Raw genomic sequence first — 17,307 nt, 5'->3', positions numbered from 1 at the left:
CAATCACATATCGTGCATCAAATCGCAAGCGAGAAATAGATCGCTCCCAGAAGTGAGATGACGGCGGAGCCGCCCCGCTCAACGAGTCGGTCGCAACCGGCCTTGCCGGCGGACGAGCGCCGGAGGAAATAGAGCAAGCCGAAGACCGGCAGCACAACGGCTTGATGCCCGAACTCGACGCCGGCGCTGAAGGCGGCGACCGTCCCCGCGAGATCCGAGAGGTTCAGGCCGGACATGGCTTCGAGCAGGCCGCCCGCGAACCCGAGCCCGTGGAACAGACCGAACAGGAACGCCGCCAGCAGCCGGCTCGCGCCGCGACTTCGCTCCGGCTGGACGATGTTCTGGACCGCGACGAAGACGATGCTCGCGGCGATCATCGGCTCGACGACTTGTTCCGGGAGTCGGAACACGTCCAGCGCCGACATCGCGAGCGTGAGCGTGTGGGCCATCGAGAACGACGTGACGACCTTCACCAGGTCCCACAGGCTTCTCGCCGCCAGCAACAGCGCGGCGACGAAGAGCAGGTGATCGTACCCGGTGAGGATGTGCATGACTCCGTGACGAAAGAAGGTCAGCGCCGTTCGATGACGCTCGTGGGACGGCGCGGCCGCCGGACCGGGAAGGTCGGACGACCAGTCGCACGCGAACTCCAGCGGCTCCCGGAAGGTCAACAGCGACACCCCGCGCGGGGGCCGCACTCCCTGGCGGACCTGGACGACGTAGCTCGCCTCCCACGGAACCCCTGGCGCGAACTCGAACTCACGAAGCACGTCCTCCCAAAAAACGAGTCGTGCGGGCCTCGGGACGGAGAGTCGGAACTCGATCACGTACTCCGGCCGCCCCGACAGCGTCGCGGGCCGCGCGACGACTTTCCCCGCGAGCGGTGCGCCGTCGGCCGTGACGTGGAGATGGCCGAGGAGGTAGTCTCCGTGGGCATTCCGGATTTCGATGGGCGACGCATGCCTACTCTCGACGGCGGCCGCGGCGACGAGAACCTCCTCGTTCGAGACCGTGGCGCGCACGCTCACCCGGTCGGGAGACACGGCGATCTCCAGCTTTCCCTGGGAGACCGGGTGCGCTCCGGCGGGCGTCGCGAACAGGTGCGCAAGCACCGCTATCGCGACCGCGACTCGCGCGAGCGGGACATGTCCCAGGAGTCGATGGCGGCGGGTTTCAATGGTGGACATGGAAGCTGTTGTAACGCGGGTTCAGCGCGGCGGTCCGCGCCAGAAGTTGTTTGCCCTGTTCGACCCGGCCGGCGGCGAGATGGATCATCGCGGCGTGGTAGGTGAGGTGGGCGTCGCTCACGCCCGAGGCGAGCGCCTGGATCACGAGGGCGAGAGCCTCATCGAACCGACCTTCACGGTACAGCGCCCATGCGAGCGCCTCGCGGGTGGCGGGGTTCGGCCGCAACTCCAGGTCCTTGCGGGCCCACTTCACGGCCTCGGGGCCGTCTTCGAGGACGTCGGCGTAATAGCCGACGAGGTGGTGGTAATAGTGAACCTCCCCGCGGCGGGCCGACGCGAGGTAGGCGGCGAGAGCCTTGTCGTGCCAGGGCTTCGCCTGCTCGGCTCGCCCCATGTACGCATAGAGATCGCCGAGGGCCTGCTCGGTCTCCGGCCGGGGCGTACTCTTGAGGACGCTCTCATAAAGCGCGACGGCGGCGTCGAACTTTCCCGTCGCCGCGAGCAGCTCCGCGTTGTACTCGTCCATGAGCCAGTAGCCCGAGTACGCCCGGCCGGCTCGCTCGTAGTGGGCGGCCGCCTCCTCGTGACGTCCCCGGCCGAGGTCGAGGAGCCCGCGCTGGAGTTCCAGCCAGGCGAAGGACCGCATCTCCTTCGCGGACAGTTGATCCTCGGCCGCGGCGTAGAGCCGGTCGGCGCCGTCCGGATCGCCGGTTTTAGCCCGGTAGAACGCCAGCCGCGCGAGGTTGTCCCAAGTTTGATCTCGACGAACGGCGTCCTCGTAGCCCCGACGCGCGTCGTCGAGCCGGCCGTACTGGAAATCGAGGTCGGCCCTCAGGGCCACGTCGCGAGGGTCGCCGGCCCGCGCCAGGTCGGCTTCGACGTCCTTGAGCCGGTGGAATTTGAACATAAGCTGGGCCCGCAACCGGAAGAGGTCGACGGGGCCGCCCTGGCGGCGAAGTATCTCGTCGATGTCGATCCTGACGGCCTCCAGTTCAGCGAGGCTGCCGGTGAGCGTGGCGCGGCGGTATCGGAGGTGGACCCACCGCGCGCCGCTCGCGGGGTCGAGGTCCTTGGCCGGCTGGATCGCCGCGACGGCCTCCTCGAGCTGGCGGACCTCGGCGTCGTAGTCCGTCAATCCACGAGCCGGGCCCGCGAAACCGAGGAGCAGAAACGCTGTCGTGACGACGCGCATGGAGTGTGGCTCCTTGCCTGAGCCGGTCACCAAGGTTCCGCCAGATACGGGAAATCCTTGAGGAATTCCTTGTCGTTCTTCAATGGGTTCGGAGGCGTCTTGGGCTCGATCTTGACGCCGTCCCAGAGCGACTGATCGCCGAGGAGTTCGATGTGATACCTCTTGCCGTTCACCGACGCCGTATGATCGAGGAACAGCGAGAGAAACCGCGTGGCAACCTGATCCTCCAGGCGTCGGCCGAAAGGCCAGCTTCCGTTGGTGTCCATGTCGATCGCGTTGACGTTCGGGACGAAGATCTCGAACGGCCGCCGGAGCGGTATCTTCTTGCCGCTGGTATTCCAGGAGTCGTCGGGCATATTCAACTCCTGCCAGATCAGCTTCGCCACACGCGGAAAGGCCGGGGTGGCGAAGACGTAGGTCCGGTGGACCGAGACGGGCGCGCCGTCGTCCTCGAACGCGGAGCGGAGCCCGAGCGCCCGGATCGACGGACCGAAGCCCCAACCGAGGTGGGCGAGCCGGGTGACGAAATGGCGGGCGAGCAGCACGTTGTTGGCGCCGAGCTGCCGGTCGTCCTCGCGCTCGTTCAGCGCTGCGTCGGCGAACGGCTGACCGTCGGTGTCGACGAGCTTGTAGGCGGCCATCTCTTCCTCGAACTCCGGCGCGGCGAGAAGCTTCTCCACGCGGTCGAGCGGGTTGGCGCGGCGGTCGGGAATGGTCGGCGCCTTGTGCGACGCCTTCTTGACCCAGCTCTCGCCCCAGGCGTTGACGATCCGGTCGGTCTCCGGGGCCCGGGTGATATAAGCCAGCGGCAGCTCGACTACCACCGCGTTGATATTCCGCCCCGCCTGCGCGTCGACCCCGCTGTAGACGAACCTGAAGTTTCCCTTATCATCCTTCTTGTATGCGTTCCCCGTCCACGACAGCGGGCCTTTCGGAAGGTCGAGCTTGACCCCTTGCCCGTGCTTCGGCCGGCTGGGGTCGAAGTTGAACAACGTGTTCCCTTCAAGCTCGATCAGCGTCTTCGGGATCTTCAGCTCCCGGGCGCCGTCCATCGCCAGGGGGACGTTGTAGAACTGGGGGGCGTAGTTGATCGACCGGAAAAAACCAGGGAGATCGTTGAAGAAGGCGTCGTCGCGCCCGCCGATGTAGGCCTTGATCTTGTGCCCGTCCGGCGTGTCGATCGTCACGACCTGGTTCGTGTCGACGAAATTGGTGAAGCTCCCGCCCGGAAAGTTGATGAGGCTGACCTTGGCCCGGCCGTCGGCGCCGACGCGAACGCGGATCTCCGAAGACTGGAGCGTGAGATACTTCTTCGCGACCTCGTCGGCGTATTCCAGCAAGGCGCCGAGGCTCGGCTCCGCGGCGAACGGGTTGTCGACCCTCGGCGTGGCGTAGATCCGGATCTTGTAGAGCAGGTCGGAGTCGAACACGCCGGTCTTCGGCACCGACGCGAACGTCAGGGCCAGCACGACTTTCTCCCCGCCGGTCTTGTCCTCGCTCGGGAACCCGAACATGTCGTAGAGGTCGGCGGCGCTGGGGGGAATGTCTGCGAAGATCGAGTTGATGGCGTTGGGGTCGTTGTGGTCGGCGGCCCAGGAATCACCCGTGGGCGACAGCCCGCCGAGCATCGCGAGCGAGCAGATCAGGATCAGGGGGCGGCAGGCCGTAAGGTGGCGTCTGGTCATTGGATCGTTTCCTTGAGGGCTTGACTCAGAGGCTGTCCGGCGTCTGAACCGGGCAGGGACGACGACTGACGACAGAAGCGAAGCAATCCCCGAGAAAGAACGCGTTGCGTTTCGCCCCGAACCATCACAACCTGCTTCTGGATGCCTTCAGCCTCCGGTGGATCGTCACGGAATCGGAATCTCCAGCGACCGGTTGAAAGCTGAGAGCACGAACTCTTCCTTTCTCTCGACGACCGGCCGGCCGTCGATGAGCAGTCGGACCCCCGCGCCGGTCCACTTGCTGAACCCGGCCTTGGTCAGCCGGAGGACGGTCCCGGGAAGGTCGGAGCGTCGGAGCGCCCGCATGACACCGGTCGCGGGATCGCGGCGCATGGGGCCGTGGTAGAAGTATTTCGCGGTGGCGCCGCTGCTGAGCGGGTCCGACCAGAACGCGCCGTTCTGAAAGAAATGGTTGTTCGTCTCGAAGTCGGCCCCCGCGATTTGCACCGACACGGACTCGACGGTGCCGTTGGTGACGTCGCCCGCCTTGGTCGTCAGTTCGAGGGTCATGACGGCGACGTCCTCGGCGCGGGGATCGACGCCGAGCCCGGAGGCCGCCCGGCGCTCGCTGTAAGTGCGAAGCACCTCCTGGCGGATGGCGGGGTCGTTGAGCAACGTGCCGTGCGAATAGGGAGGCTCCAATGCCAGCACGGCGACCTTCACCCCCGTCCCGAGGTATTTCTCCGCGGCCGACGGGTCGAGCGGCTCGTTGGCCCGGCGCTGCGCGCTGGCGGTGGCGCTCAACAACGGCGAGGTGCCGTCTCCCCAGTCGACATCGGTGTCCATGGCGATGAACTCGTCAAGGAACACGGGGATGCGCCGAGATTGGATCTCTGTGAAGACGCGGCGACGCTCCTTGATGACGCGCCGGTTCAACACGTCGCGGAGTCCGCCACTGTCGACGGTAGTCAGATGGTCGTTGCCGGGCAGGGCCATCTGCATGTCCTGGAAGTCGCCGGGATCGCCCTTGGAATCGCACAGGCCGGCGATGGCGTAGTGGGCGACTCCGAAGTTGTCGTCCTTGAGGTGATCCTTGCGCCAGGTCTGCGACTCGTCGTAGAGGGCCGGATTCTTGTCGCGGAGATGTGACAGCGAAGCCTCGGGCGACAACCCGAACAGGAACGGCTTGCCGTAGAGACGTTGCAAGTCGGCCGTGGGAAGCTGCTGGTAGACGCAAGGGAAGTTGCGGGCGAGCCCGGCGGTCGCCTCGTTGGGGAGGAACGTGAGCCGGAACGGCGGCTCTTGGCGGATCGGCTTGCCCGGGTTGGCTGGGTCGATCACGTACCAGTAAAGTTTCGGCAGGAAGGGGGTTGGCTTCGTCGTAAATCCAACGCCGAAGTTATAGCCCCACTCCAGCCCCCGGGCGGACTTGGGCGCTCCGAGCCAGGGCGTGCCGACCGAGATCAAGGCGTCGACCTTCCCTTTCCCGGCGCCGGCGATGTAGTCGCGGCAGACCAGGCCGCCGAGTGAGTGGGCGAGCAGGACGACTTTTTTCGCGCCGGTCTTCGCCAACGCCTCGTCGACGACCGAGTCGATCCGTTGAGAACTCGCGTGCCCCGCCCCTTTCCTCCAGTCGTATGGGGCGAGGTACACGGCCGACGGCCCGAACGTTTTTCGGGCCCAATCCAGAAACGGTGCGTAGACGGGTAGGTGGTGCAGCGGCTTGTCCGTGGGCATGAGGCCGATACGTTCCAGTTCCGACTTCACGGAAGCGGGGAGCACGACCCGCACCGAGTCGAGCACCTCTCCAGGCTGCAAAACTTGAACGCCGGTGTCGTCTCCCGAAGGGCTCAACATGCCCTGGCTCACCGTCTGTTGCAGCAGCGCGTCGCTGTCCAGCCAGTAAACCGAGCCGTTGCTGAACGTCAGGAACGAGCCTGACGTCCCCGGGACGAACAAGATCGGCGGCGCGGCGACCGCGCTCTCGGGGGCTGGCCCCTGGGCGCGGACCGACCCCTCCGCCAGCGCCCAGGCCAGCAGAATGAGACAACATCGTTCCAAAAGTCGATCCTTGCGCGGCATCCACCTTCTCCAGTCAGAGTTGACGTAATCACGGATCATGTCGGCGATTCGAAACAACGCGACGATGATGAGCACTCCGGCGAGCCACGCGACCAGGCTGAGTGCACGAGCCGCCGGGTTACTCGCGACGGACAAGGAAAGGTCAGCCGATCTCCGGCAGATTCAGGCCGTTCTGGCCGCCGTCCCTGGGTTTCCAGCCGGCGTCCTTGAGGATCGACTCGCTAGCCTTTTCGGCGATCATGTAGATCGGAGTTACGATGAAAAACCCCGGGATGCTTGGGAAGACCGACGCGTCGACCACGCGCAGGCCTTCCGCGCCTCGGACCTTGAAGTCGGCGTCGAGCGCGGCCTCGTCCGGCTTGTCCTTGGGCCCGATCCGGCAGGTGCCGCAGGCGTGGTGTCCCCACGCTTCTTGCTTGACCCATTCGCTGATCTGATAACCGTCGTTCATATCCGGCGGATGCTTCTTCTTCTGGGCGACGAGCGGTAGGGCGTGAAGGCCGAGGTGGGACGTGAATCGCCGAACGAAATCGACCCCCTCGACCATGGCCGCGAGGTCGTCTCCCCCTTCGTCGGTCCCCTCGTCGAAGTATTTGAAGTTGATTTCCGGCCGCTCGAACGGGTCGGACGACTTGAGACGGACGTACCCACCCTTGTTTCGCGTGTGGCCTTTGAGGATCGCCCAGGTGAATCGGTTCCGCCTCTGTTCGAGCGTGTCGGCGTACCCTGGGAAATATCCCTTGAATGCGGCCGGGAGTCCGAAGATGAATAGGTCGGGATTCTCGTCCGCGCGGTGGGACGACTTCCGGATCACGCACAAAACCGCGCCGTTGGTCGCGTAGAGCCCGTTGTGCGTCGCTTTCCATTGGTCCAGCGCGGCGTCCTTTTCGCCGGGTTTCGGCTCCCGGAACAGGTAGTCGCTGAGGATCGTATAGTTCTTCGGGGCCTCCGAGATGAACCCTAGCTCGTAGCGATCCTGGAGGAAGCCGCCCACGGCCGGCAGGTCGATCACGGACTTGATCTTGTATTTCTCGACCTGTTCTTTCGGGCCGATCCCCGAGAGCATGAGGAGCTGAGGCGTGTTGAACGAGCCCCCCGCGACGACCACCTCGCGCTTCACCCGCTCCACCTTGCGCTCTTCGTTGCGGGGCGGGGCGGACCGGTCTTCTCGCGCGGCGTCATAATACTTCTGGCTGTTGACGTACTCGACGCCCACCGCCTTGTTCCCCTCGAAAACGATCCGGGTGACGAACGAGTTGCACCAGATCGTCAGGTTCTCGGGAAACCGCGCCTTCACCTGTTTGATCCGTTCCCGCGTTCCGACCCGCTTTCTCTCGTCGGGGCTGACCGAGATCGGGATGAGGAACACCCCTTCTCGATGTTCGAGCGTCACCCGGTAATCGTTCGGGTCGAGGAACTGATTCAGCGAGCCCTTGACGTGGGCCTCGAGCTCGGCCTTCTTGTCCACGAGGGGCTGGAGCTTGAAGAGCTGTTTCAGGTTGGGAGCCCGTTCGAGCGTGCTCTCGAGCCGGTCGAGCAGCCTGCCGAGGGACTTGGGATCGTGGGGGTTGAAGTCGACGTCCCAGATCGTCGCGTGCACGGCGCCGATCACGGTCTGAAGCAACTGGAGATCGGGCGAATCCAGAAGCGCCTCGGGGTCGATCAGGTCGGTGAGCACCTCGGTCGTGAGCCAGCCGCTAAACCCGTGGCGTGCCTCCACGTCTTTGGGGCCTTGCTCCCCGAGATAGCCGCATCGCTCGATCCGCTCGAAGATCCGCCGCATCCGGTCCGGGGCCCACGATTCATCCGTAGGGTCGTACGTCTTGGCGATCCGGGATATCTCCTCCCAGTCGCTGTTGTGCGGATAGAGCGTAATCAGGGCGTGGTGCCCCGTGCAGCCCCCGAGCGTGCCGGCGCGGGGGTACAGGACCCCCTTCTTTTCGGTGACGTACTTCGAGTCGTAGCCGTCGGTGTTCCGCTCCGGGGCGGAGTAGTGCTGGACGAAAAAGTCCCAGCGCATCTCCGGGTCCTCCGTCGCCTGGCCGTGGAACGCGGGAACCTGATAGCTCAGGTTTTCGTGTTCGTCGCCGGCCTCGATCAAGAGCACCTTGAACCCCGCGCTGGCGAGATTGGCGGCGACCGGTCCTCCGCCGCCGCCGGAGCCGACAACGACGTAATCGAACTGGGGCTGCTGTTCCTGAGCCATGGATCAACCCTCCTCGTTGTCGTTCGTACGCCAGCCGCCCCGCGTCCGGGCGGCCGAGCCCCGATGTCGTCATAGGGTCTTGAGAAATTCGATCAGGTCGCGCTTCTCCGACGGCTTCAGTTCCGACCCGTAGGTGTGGCCCCTGTTCTCGACGAGGTCCGGGCAGTCGCTGAGCTTCAGCAGCTCCTCGACCACGAGTCGTTCGTTCCCCTTGTTCTTGAGGTAGAACTTCAAGGCGTGAGGCGCCCGGGCGGCGTTCAGGTTCAGGAGCAAGTTGAGCGGCGTCCCCTTGGGGATGATCAGGTCGTGCGGAATCAGCTCGTCCAACTCCTTCAGCTTCTTCTCAAGCTCGGCGTCGAACTTGGGCTTGATGGCGGCGACAAGCTCCTCCAGCTTCGGCCGGCCGGCGATCTTCTCCCTGATCACCTTGTCGATTTGCTCGTGGACCGAGTCGGTGATGTGCTGCTTGACCTTGTTGAAGTTTTCCTTGGTGTACAGATCCTTGAAGACCGGATCGAACACGACGAGCAGATCCAGCAGCCCCTTCTTGATCGAGGGCCGCAAGGGTTTGAAGGCGTCGGGCAGCTCGACGTCGTCGACGGCTTCGCCGACGGCCTTCTGGATGAGTTCGTGAAGCTGCTGCTTGCCCAGATCGCGGATGATCGCGTCGACCCGAGGCCGGACTCCGGGCAACTCGCCGATCAGGCCGCTGTCGGCGGAGGTGACCTTGATCTTCAAAGGGCGATTGTCGGGGTTCAGGAGGTGGTCCATGGCCTTCTCGAACAGTTCGAGACGGCCCTCGATGCTGACGTACTTCGCATCGAGGTACTCTTCTCCCGTCGTCGCGTCCTTACTGACCGGGTCGACGCCGATGGAGTTGTTGTGGAGGAACGGCGCGGTGGCCCACATACTGTTCAGGGCCGCCGAGCGGTAGTACCCCCGGCCCCCACCTGGCGCGACGAACTCGGTGACGATCGGAGCGCCCCCGAACCGCCCAGGGTCGAGCAGGTTCAGCGGGTTGGCGAACTTCATCGTCATCAACGGCGGAAGGGCCTTGTAGTCTTTCGACGAAAGCTCGGCCCAGATGTCGCCGTCGATCGCGTTGGTCGCCATCGCGCGGGCCGCGTTGATTCCGAGCCCCTCGTAGTTGAACGGATACCGGACGTCGTCCGTGAACGTGTTCGTCAGCCGGACGTCCTTCGCGGCGAGGCTGTTGCGATAGTACGAGATCACGTCGGGGTTGAGGGACTCCGGATACGCGTCCTTCGGCTGGTCGCTCGAATGGCACTTCATGCAATTCTGGACGAACAGTTCGGCCCCGCGCGCCAACTGCTTCGCGTCCTGGCTGAGGTAAGGCCGTCCATCCTTGTCTTTCACCCCGTCGAGCGAGTAGGGCCCGTACGAGGCAAGATAGCTGACCAACGCGTTGACCCGCGTCTTGGATTCGGCCCAGGCGTCGCCGAACTGGGGATATCGCTTCCTCAGCTCGCTCCAGCGGGCCTGATTCACGAAGCCTTGGACCTCCTTGAGCTGGAACGGCGACTGCGGCGTCCCCGTCGCGGGGTTCCAGAGGTGGTCGGCCCAGTAATCCCCCTCCTCTCCGATGTTCACGAACACGCGGAGCAAGGCCGTCGTGAGGCCGACCGAGTCGGAGCCGTCCTTGAGTATATGCTTCACCGTGACCAGGCTGCCGTCGGGCGCGGTCTCCTTGAAGTCTCTGCGGTGACCGATGTTGATGATCTGGTTGATGGTGTTGGGGTTGTTGATGAAGTCGTAGGAGAACCGCGAGGTTTCCGACGTCCCCGGCTGCTGCGTGTGGCCGTACTGGTAGATCAGGCTCGCCTCGCCAAGCCCCTTGGTGTCGTACGGGTCGCCGTCCCCGTTCTGATATTTCGATCCGGGGTTCGCGTCGCCGCCGACGATCCGACCGGCGCCGAAAAACAGGTCGCCCTCGCGGAGGTACTGGTTCCCCATGTTCGCCGCCAGGTTCTCCCACCGAGGGTTCGCCGGGTCCTTCGGCGGGTTCAGGGGGTCGAACGCGACGTGGCAGAACCCGCAGGTGATCCCAAATATGTGCGGAGGCTGGACCTTGCCCGGGTTCTTGAAATACGCTCGGACGCTCTTGATCGGGTCCGCCAGCCAGGCTTTCTTGAGGTCGTCATTAAAGGCTGGGTTGGGGAACTTGCGGAGCCCCATGATCCCGGTCGGCTCGCCGTACCATTTCGGGTTCCACGGGTAAGAGCCCTTCTTTCCGGCGGGGTCGTCCAGGGGCTCTCCCTTGGGTCCGAGCGGAGCGCCCGTGGCCTCGTCGTAGCAACCCTCGGGATCGCCCTTCCATTTGTCGACGTGGAACCCGTATTCATCCGTCTCCCCTTCATTCGCCTGGACGAAATTAGGCTCGTTGACGAGCCCGACTTCACGGAACCGAACAGGGCGGCGGTTCGAGTCGAGCAACCTGTAGAAGTCGATCGAGACGCCGCTCTCGCCCGCGAATTCCGCCAGGATGCGGTAAAACTTTTGGTCCCCCGCCGTGTAGAACAACCAGGTGTTCCGGCCGAGCTTCTGCGCGTCGTTCCACTTGGCCCAGAGGCCGTTGGGCCCGTAGTACCGGAAGCTGTCGGGGCGGCTCGATCGGTCGTATCCGGGGCCGTCCTCCGCGCCGCCGTACGCCGCCGACTTCTTCTCAACCTGTGATCTTGCTGGATCTTGCGACGCCGACGGGGGTTCGGCCCCCGCCTCACGCATGGGCAACGGAACAGAGGAAATCCATCCCAGACCGAGCGGAACGCAAACGGCGAGAGCGAGAATGATGCGTCTCATTCAACAATTCTCCGTTCGGAAGAGATGGAAGTATCCGCCCGAGAGGCCGTCAAGGCGCACATGTCGATGGGAGGATCCGACCGCGTCCGAAGGCACATTGGTCCCAGTCGACATCGGTGAATCGGTCACGAGCCGGCGCGCGAGGCGAACAGTCAGTGGCAGACGAGTTAGTCGCTACCTAAAGCCTCTGTGTCCCCTCTCGAACGGCTCGAAGGAAACGATACAATAGTTTTCGTACCTCAAACGGACACTGTCAAGCAAAAACTTAGAAATAACGGCTGATGGATGCTGCGTCGGAGTTCGGAAGGCGCAAGGCCGAGATCAACGCTCTGGTCATCTCGCCTGACGGACTGTTCCTCGCATCGTGCGGCCATGACGGCGCGGCGCGATGATGACGCGGCGACCGGAATGGATCGCGGCGGCCCTTTCATGAACGATTTCTCATCCCCCGCGTCCTGCGCCGGAGGGCCTGTTCGAGGGTCGGGTCATTTCGCCCAAGTCATTTTCTGATAAACCTTTGCGACTGCGACTGTGAACACCTACGGAATGCGTCGGGAGGCGTCGCGATGTGGGGTGGAAAGATCGTCTTGTACAACTGTCGTTTTTCGCTAGTATCCCCCCCACATGTCTGCCAGAATTGAGTGGATGACGATGTCCACGACGAGGACGAACGCCTTATCGTTGAGGTAGATTCCGCATGGGCGAAGGACGTCGACAACGAGACGCGGAGAAGCCGACGGCCCGGCTGCGTCGTTTGGCGCGGATCGGGGCGCTCTGCTTGGTCGTGCTCGCGGGCGGCGGTTGCACCCGGTCGTATTACCGGGACTACGCCGACCAGGACGTTTACCGGATCTTGAGCAAACGGGTCCTCGACTGGCGGTGGCGGGTCCCCGAACGGAAGGTCGAGGCCGACCCGAAGTCGCGGATGGCCGACCCGAGCAACCCGAATCGCCCGCCGATCCCCGGCGACGACCCCGCCGCCCGGCTGTTCCAGGTCTCGTCGGCGTTTCCGTTCGAGTACCACGGCTGGAAGAAGCGCGGAGTCGCGCCGATCGAGTACCTCGACTGGCAGAAGAAGCTCCCCACCGAGGACGACGACCGGGTCAAGCTCAGCCGCGAATCGATCATGAATCTGGCGATCGTCAACAGCCGCGAGTACCAGTTCAATTATGAAGACCTGTACCTCGCGGCCCTCAACCTGACGCTCGCTCAGTTCCAGTTCATGGTCCAGGGTTTCAGCCAGAACGGTGTGTTCTTCCAGCATCTCGGAAACTTCCGGAACAACAGCAACCAGCTCCAACTGGCCTCCGCCGACGGCTTCAACAAGGAGTTCATGACCGGGGCGCAACTTCTGGTCGACCTGGCCAACACGCTGGTGTTCGAGTATTCGGGCAAGGGCTTCCAGATGGCGTCGCCGAACCTGGCGATCAACTTCACGCAGCCGCTGCTGCGGGGGGCCTGGGCGCGGATCGTTACCCAGGCGCTGTCGCTCCAGGAGCGCGGCGTGCTGTACGCCCTGCGCGGCTTCGCGCACTACCGCCGCGAGTTCTACGTCGGCCTGATCGCGTCCAACGGCTACCTCGGCCTGTTGACCCAGCTCCAGAACATTCGCAACCAGGAGCAGAACCTCAAGTCGCTTGAGCGGAACCTTCAGCAGTACGAGGCCGAGGTCAAGGCGGATCTCAAGACGATTCTCGAACGCGACCAGCTAGCGCAGCAGTATCAGCAATCGCAGTTGGTCCTGCTCCAGGCGGAAGCCGGATTGCAGACGCAGCTCGACCTCTACAAGATCCAGCTCGGCCTGCCGCCGGAGTTGAAGGTGCGACTCGACGACTCGGTGCTTCAGCCCTTTCAACTCAACGACGAGAAGCTCGACGCGCTCCGCGCCGGCAACGACAAGCTCTACCTGAGCCTGTACGGCGAAGACGACACTCCGGACACCGAGATCCCGCGGGCGCAAATCGCCGCGTCGGCCGCGAGTCTACGGACGTCTTTCACCGAGCTGTCCACCATCCTCACGCAGACCTTCGACGACCTGGCCGGCTGGCGGGCCAAGCTCGAGGCCGAGCGCAAGCAAGGTTTCAAAGGCCCCGACGGCCACGAAGCCGAGGCGATCTTCGAGCGCAAATCGACTCTGGCGGGCCAGGTCAAAAAGGTGCTCGACGAGGCCCAGCTCTCGCTCCACGACGATCAGGACAAATTGGAGAGCCTGATCGCGGGGCTGGCCGACCTCAAGCCTGAAGACGCGGCAAAGCGTCTCCGCGACGAGCTGGTCAACAAGGAGTTCCGCGCCCGGCTGTCCGAGATCTTCGTCTCTCAGAACCAGATGCGGGTGTTCCTGATCGAGCTTCAGCCGGTGGACCTGAGCGTCGAACAGGCGATCCTGATCGCGCTCAGCAACCGCCTGGACCTGAAAAACGCGCTGGCGCAAGTGACCGACGCGTGGCGTGACATCGAGGTCGAGGCCAACTCGCTGCGGGGCTTCTTGAACTTCCAGTATTCCGGCAACCTGGCCGCGGCCCCCAATCACTCGACGCTCTACCGATTCGACGCCTCGAACAGCATCCATCGCATGGGCCTGACCTTCGACGCCCCGATCAACCGCCGGGCCGAACGCAACGCCTATCGCGCCTCGCAAATCACCTTCCAGCGTTCCCGTCGCGCCTACATGCAGCTCCGCGACTCCATCGTCCAGCAGATCCGCTTCGACATGCGTCAGCTTCTGGTGAGCCGCAAGCAGTTCGACATCGGCCGCGAGCAGCTCATCACGTCGGCGCGCCAGGTCGAAGAGGCCGAATACGCCCTGCAATACCCCTCGGAAGGGCGCCCCGTCACCCTTAACTTGCTCAACGCGCTCCAATCGTTGCTCGGCGCCCGGAACACCCTCATCGGCACCTGGGTCAGCTACGAGACGTCGCGCCTCAACCTGTACCGAGACTTCGATCTCATGGATATCGACGCCAACGGGATATGGACCAATGAGAACGACCCCCAGCTCCTCGCCACAGCACTCCGAATCGCCGCCGACGCACCAGCCGCCAGCCTCGCCATCCCCGCCGGACCTTTCGACCTCTCTGGAACCAAGTCCCGAGAGGACGCCCTGTTCTCCGACGTCAAGTCCAGCGATCGCGGCCTCATCGTCCCCGACGAAGCCGAGTCTCAAGGCAACGAAGGACCACTCACCGATTCCGAACTCGCCAACGACGTCGCCCCGCCGCCAGGAGGCGCCCCCGGTGTTCCAGGAGTCGGAGCCGGCCCCGGCGCGCCCGCTGGACCTCCCCAAACTCCAAGCCCCTTCGCGCCGACGCCCCGGTAAGAGGTTCCGAATTCCGACGCGGCTGCTGGTGATGCTGGGGGGCGCGGGGCTGGTCGGCGGGGTCGGTTACTTCGGCGTCCTGCCAGCCTGGAGCGTCTCCAGCAAAGCCGACCGACCCCTGGTCGCGCACGCCAAGCGGGCGACCCTGAGCATCACCGTCTCCGAGCGCGGCAACGTCGAAAGCTGCGTCACGGTCGACGGCATCTGCGAGTTGGACGGCGGGCAGAACAAGATCAGCTACCTGATTCCTGAGGGGACGAAGGTCAAGAAAGGGGACGTCGTCGTCAAATTCGACGGCTCCGAGATCCAGAAGAACATCTCCCAGCAAGAGATCAAGCACAAACAGGCCACGGCGCGAATCGAGACCACGCAGCAGGAGATGGAGATTCAGCGCAACAAGGGCGAAAGCGACGTCATCGCCGCCGAGGTCGAACTCACCCTCGCCCGGCTCGACCTCGAAAAATACCAGAAAGGCGACTATCCCGCCGAGATCACCAAGTCGAAGGGCGAGATGGAGAAGTTGAAGAAAGACGTGAAGGCGGAGGAGGCCAAGCTCGCCCAGTACAACGCACTGATGCGTAAGGGATTCAAGACAAAGGACGACGTCCGCATTCAGGAATCGACGCTCGAGGCCAAGAAACTGGACTACACCAGCTCCGAGCTATTCCTCAGCGTGAAGACCGATTACGAGTACAAACGCAAGTCGACCGAGTTCAGCTCGAAGGCCGATCAGGCGCAGAAGAAGGTCGAGCAGCAGGCGGCGACCGCCAAGGCCCAGGTCTCGAAGGCGGCCAGCGAGTACGAGGCGGCCAAGTCCACCGCCGGGATCGAGAAACAGCAGCTCGACGCCTATCTCGCCCAGAAGGAAAAGACCGTCATCAAGGCCCAGCAGGAAGGCATCGTCGCCTACAGCAACGAACGCTACTGGGACCCCAGCAGCCAGGTCCGCGAAGGCGCGACCGTCTACTCGCGGCAGAAGATCTTCAGCCTCCCCGACATGACCCGGATGCAGGTGAAGGTCCAGATCCATGAATCCTTGATCAAGAAGATCAAGAAGGGCCAGAAGGCCGAGGTCCGCGTCGATGCCTTCCCCAGCGTCGTCTTCGTGGGTACCGTTAAGTCGGTCTCCCAGCTCGCCGACTCGAGCGACTCGTGGCGGAGCGGAGGCATCAAGCAGTACACGACCATCGTCACCATCGACGACATCTTCACCCACGAGTTGAAGCCCGGCATGACCGCCGAGGCGCGGATTCGCGTCGGCGAGCTGAGCAACATCCTCGTCGTCCCGGTCCAGGCCATCGCCGAGCACAAGGGAGACTTCTTCGCCTTCGTCGAAGACCCCGGTGGATTCCACCGGCGCAAGGTCAAGATCGGGGAGAACAACGAGAAGCTTGTGGAAGTGCTTGAGGGGCTTCAGGAAGGTGATACCGTCGCCCTCGACGCCCACGCCCGCGCGGCCGCCGAGTTCAAGAACGAAGACGCGAAGGAAGGCGATGGCGAGAAGCCCGCCGACCCCCCATCGACCACCCCCCAGCCGAAGAGTCCCTGACGTGCATCGTCTCACCAACACCATCGCCCTGGCCCTGCGCAACCTGACGCTGCACAAGCTGCGCGTCCTGCTGACGATCCTGGGGCTGATCTTCGGCGTCTCCTCGGTCATCGCCATGCTGGCGATCGCCGAGGGGGCGAGCGCCGAGGCTCAGCGACAGATCGCCGACCTGGGCGCCACCAACGTCATCGTCCAGAGCAAGAAGCCCGCCGACGACAAGAATCCGTCGAAGCAGAACAACAACGACAGCTTCATCTTCCAGTACGGGCTGACCTACAAGGACTTCGACCGGATCATCGAGACCATCCCCACGGTCGTCGGCGCGACGCCGATCCGCGAGTTCCGCCAGAACCTCCGCCACCTCGACCACGAGATCGAAGGCCGGGTCGTGGGCGTCAGTCCCGAGTACATCAAGCTCACGAATCAACACCTGGCTCAGGGCCGGTTCATCACCGACGCCGACCTCTTCTACCTGGCCAACGTGGTCGTGATCGGCGACGACGTCGCGACCCTGCTGTTCCCCTACGGCGACCCGCTCGACAAGTCGATCCGGATCGGCGAGAACCACTTCTACCGGATCATCGGCGTGACCAAGAACCGCGCCCCCTCGGCCGGCACCGGATCGAGCCTCGCCGCACAGGACTTCAACAAGGACGTCTACATCCCCCGCACCACCGACCGCGCCCGGTTCGGCGAGATCCTCTCCACGGTCAAGCAAGGCTCCTACACCGCCGAGAAGATCGAGATCAGCCAGGTCACCGTCGCCGTGGAGTCGATGGAGGAGGTCAAGCGAACCGCCGAAGCGATCGAGAGCATGCTCAACCAGTTCCACCCCAAGAAGGACTTCGCGATCACCGTCCCGCTCGAACTGCTCGAAAAGGCCGAGGCCACCAAGCGGATCTTCAACCTGGTGCTCGGCTCGATCGCCAGCATCTCGCTCCTGGTCGGCGGCATCGGCATCATGAACATCATGCTGGCGACTGTCTCCGAGCGGACCCGCGAGATCGGCATCCGCCGCGCCCTGGGCGCGAAGCGCCGCGACATCATCCAGCAGTTCCTCATCGAAACCACCGTCATGTCCGGTTCCGGCGGCCTGATCGGCGTGGCCCTGGGCCTCGCGGTCCCCCCGCTCGTCGCCCGGTTCTCGGGCATCCCCGTCGTGGTCAACTTCTGGTCGCCGGTCGTCGCGTTCTTGATCGCCGTCGGCACCGGCGTCGTGTTCGGCGTCTACCCCGCCCGCCGCGCCGCCATGCTCGACCCCGTCGAAGCCCTGCGATCCGAATGAGGCTCG

General features: G+C 64.1%; 9 protein-coding genes. 3 read left to right on the top strand and 6 right to left on the bottom strand.

Going from position 1 to position 17,307, the window contains the following annotated elements:
- Nucleotides 1-17: 17 nt before the first annotated feature.
- The 6 genes from BSF38_RS05765 to BSF38_RS05740 form a co-directional block, all read right to left on the bottom strand.
- Complete coding sequence (locus BSF38_RS05765; protein ID WP_083712720.1) at nucleotides 18-1,187, bottom strand: HupE/UreJ family protein; 1,170 nt, start codon at nucleotides 1,185-1,187, stop codon at nucleotides 18-20.
- Nucleotides 1,174-2,379 (bottom strand): tetratricopeptide repeat protein, encoded by a 1,206-nt coding sequence (locus tag BSF38_RS05760; RefSeq protein WP_076343857.1) that lies wholly within the window; start codon nucleotides 2,377-2,379, stop codon nucleotides 1,174-1,176. Before BSF38_RS05760 ends, BSF38_RS05765 begins: the two co-directional genes overlap by 14 nt.
- Nucleotides 2,380-2,405: 26 nt before the next feature.
- Complete coding sequence (locus BSF38_RS05755) at nucleotides 2,406-4,064, bottom strand: DUF4331 family protein (RefSeq protein ID WP_210405681.1); 1,659 nt, start codon at nucleotides 4,062-4,064, stop codon at nucleotides 2,406-2,408.
- A 165-nt stretch (nucleotides 4,065-4,229) separates the two neighbouring features.
- The gene (locus tag BSF38_RS31625) at nucleotides 4,230-6,104 is read right to left on the bottom strand and encodes an esterase/lipase family protein (protein WP_076343856.1); all 1,875 of its coding nucleotides are present in this window, start codon (nucleotides 6,102-6,104) and stop codon (nucleotides 4,230-4,232) included.
- A gap of 163 nt (nucleotides 6,105-6,267) precedes the next feature.
- The gene (locus BSF38_RS05745) at nucleotides 6,268-8,331 is read right to left on the bottom strand and encodes a GMC family oxidoreductase (protein WP_076343855.1); all 2,064 of its coding nucleotides are present in this window, start codon (nucleotides 8,329-8,331) and stop codon (nucleotides 6,268-6,270) included.
- A 69-nt stretch (nucleotides 8,332-8,400) separates the two neighbouring features.
- On the bottom strand, nucleotides 8,401-11,151 hold the full coding sequence (locus BSF38_RS05740; protein ID WP_145951987.1) for a hypothetical protein: 2,751 nt from the start codon (nucleotides 11,149-11,151) through the stop codon (nucleotides 8,401-8,403).
- Between the two features lie 697 nt (nucleotides 11,152-11,848).
- Here BSF38_RS05740 and BSF38_RS05735 point away from each other — a divergent pair.
- From BSF38_RS05735 to BSF38_RS05725, 3 genes are read left to right on the top strand one after another with little or no spacing between them, the layout of a single operon-like run.
- The gene (locus tag BSF38_RS05735) at nucleotides 11,849-14,467 is read left to right on the top strand and encodes a TolC family protein (protein ID WP_076343853.1); all 2,619 of its coding nucleotides are present in this window, start codon (nucleotides 11,849-11,851) and stop codon (nucleotides 14,465-14,467) included.
- A complete protein-coding gene (locus tag BSF38_RS05730; RefSeq protein ID WP_237170757.1) occupies nucleotides 14,385-16,016 on the top strand; it encodes an efflux RND transporter periplasmic adaptor subunit in 1,632 nt (543 codons plus the stop codon). Before BSF38_RS05735 ends, BSF38_RS05730 begins: the two co-directional genes overlap by 83 nt.
- A 1-nt stretch (nucleotide 16,017) precedes the next feature.
- Entirely contained in the window at nucleotides 16,018-17,301 is a 1,284-nt protein-coding gene (locus BSF38_RS05725) for an ABC transporter permease (protein ID WP_076343852.1), read from the top strand.
- Nucleotides 17,302-17,307: the final 6 nt, after the last annotated feature.

Origin of the sequence: Paludisphaera borealis (assembly GCF_001956985.1) — a bacterium.
GTDB classification, from domain to species: Bacteria; Planctomycetota; Planctomycetia; order Isosphaerales; family Isosphaeraceae; genus Paludisphaera; species Paludisphaera borealis.
This window is presented reverse-complemented; position numbering and strand designations above follow the sequence as displayed.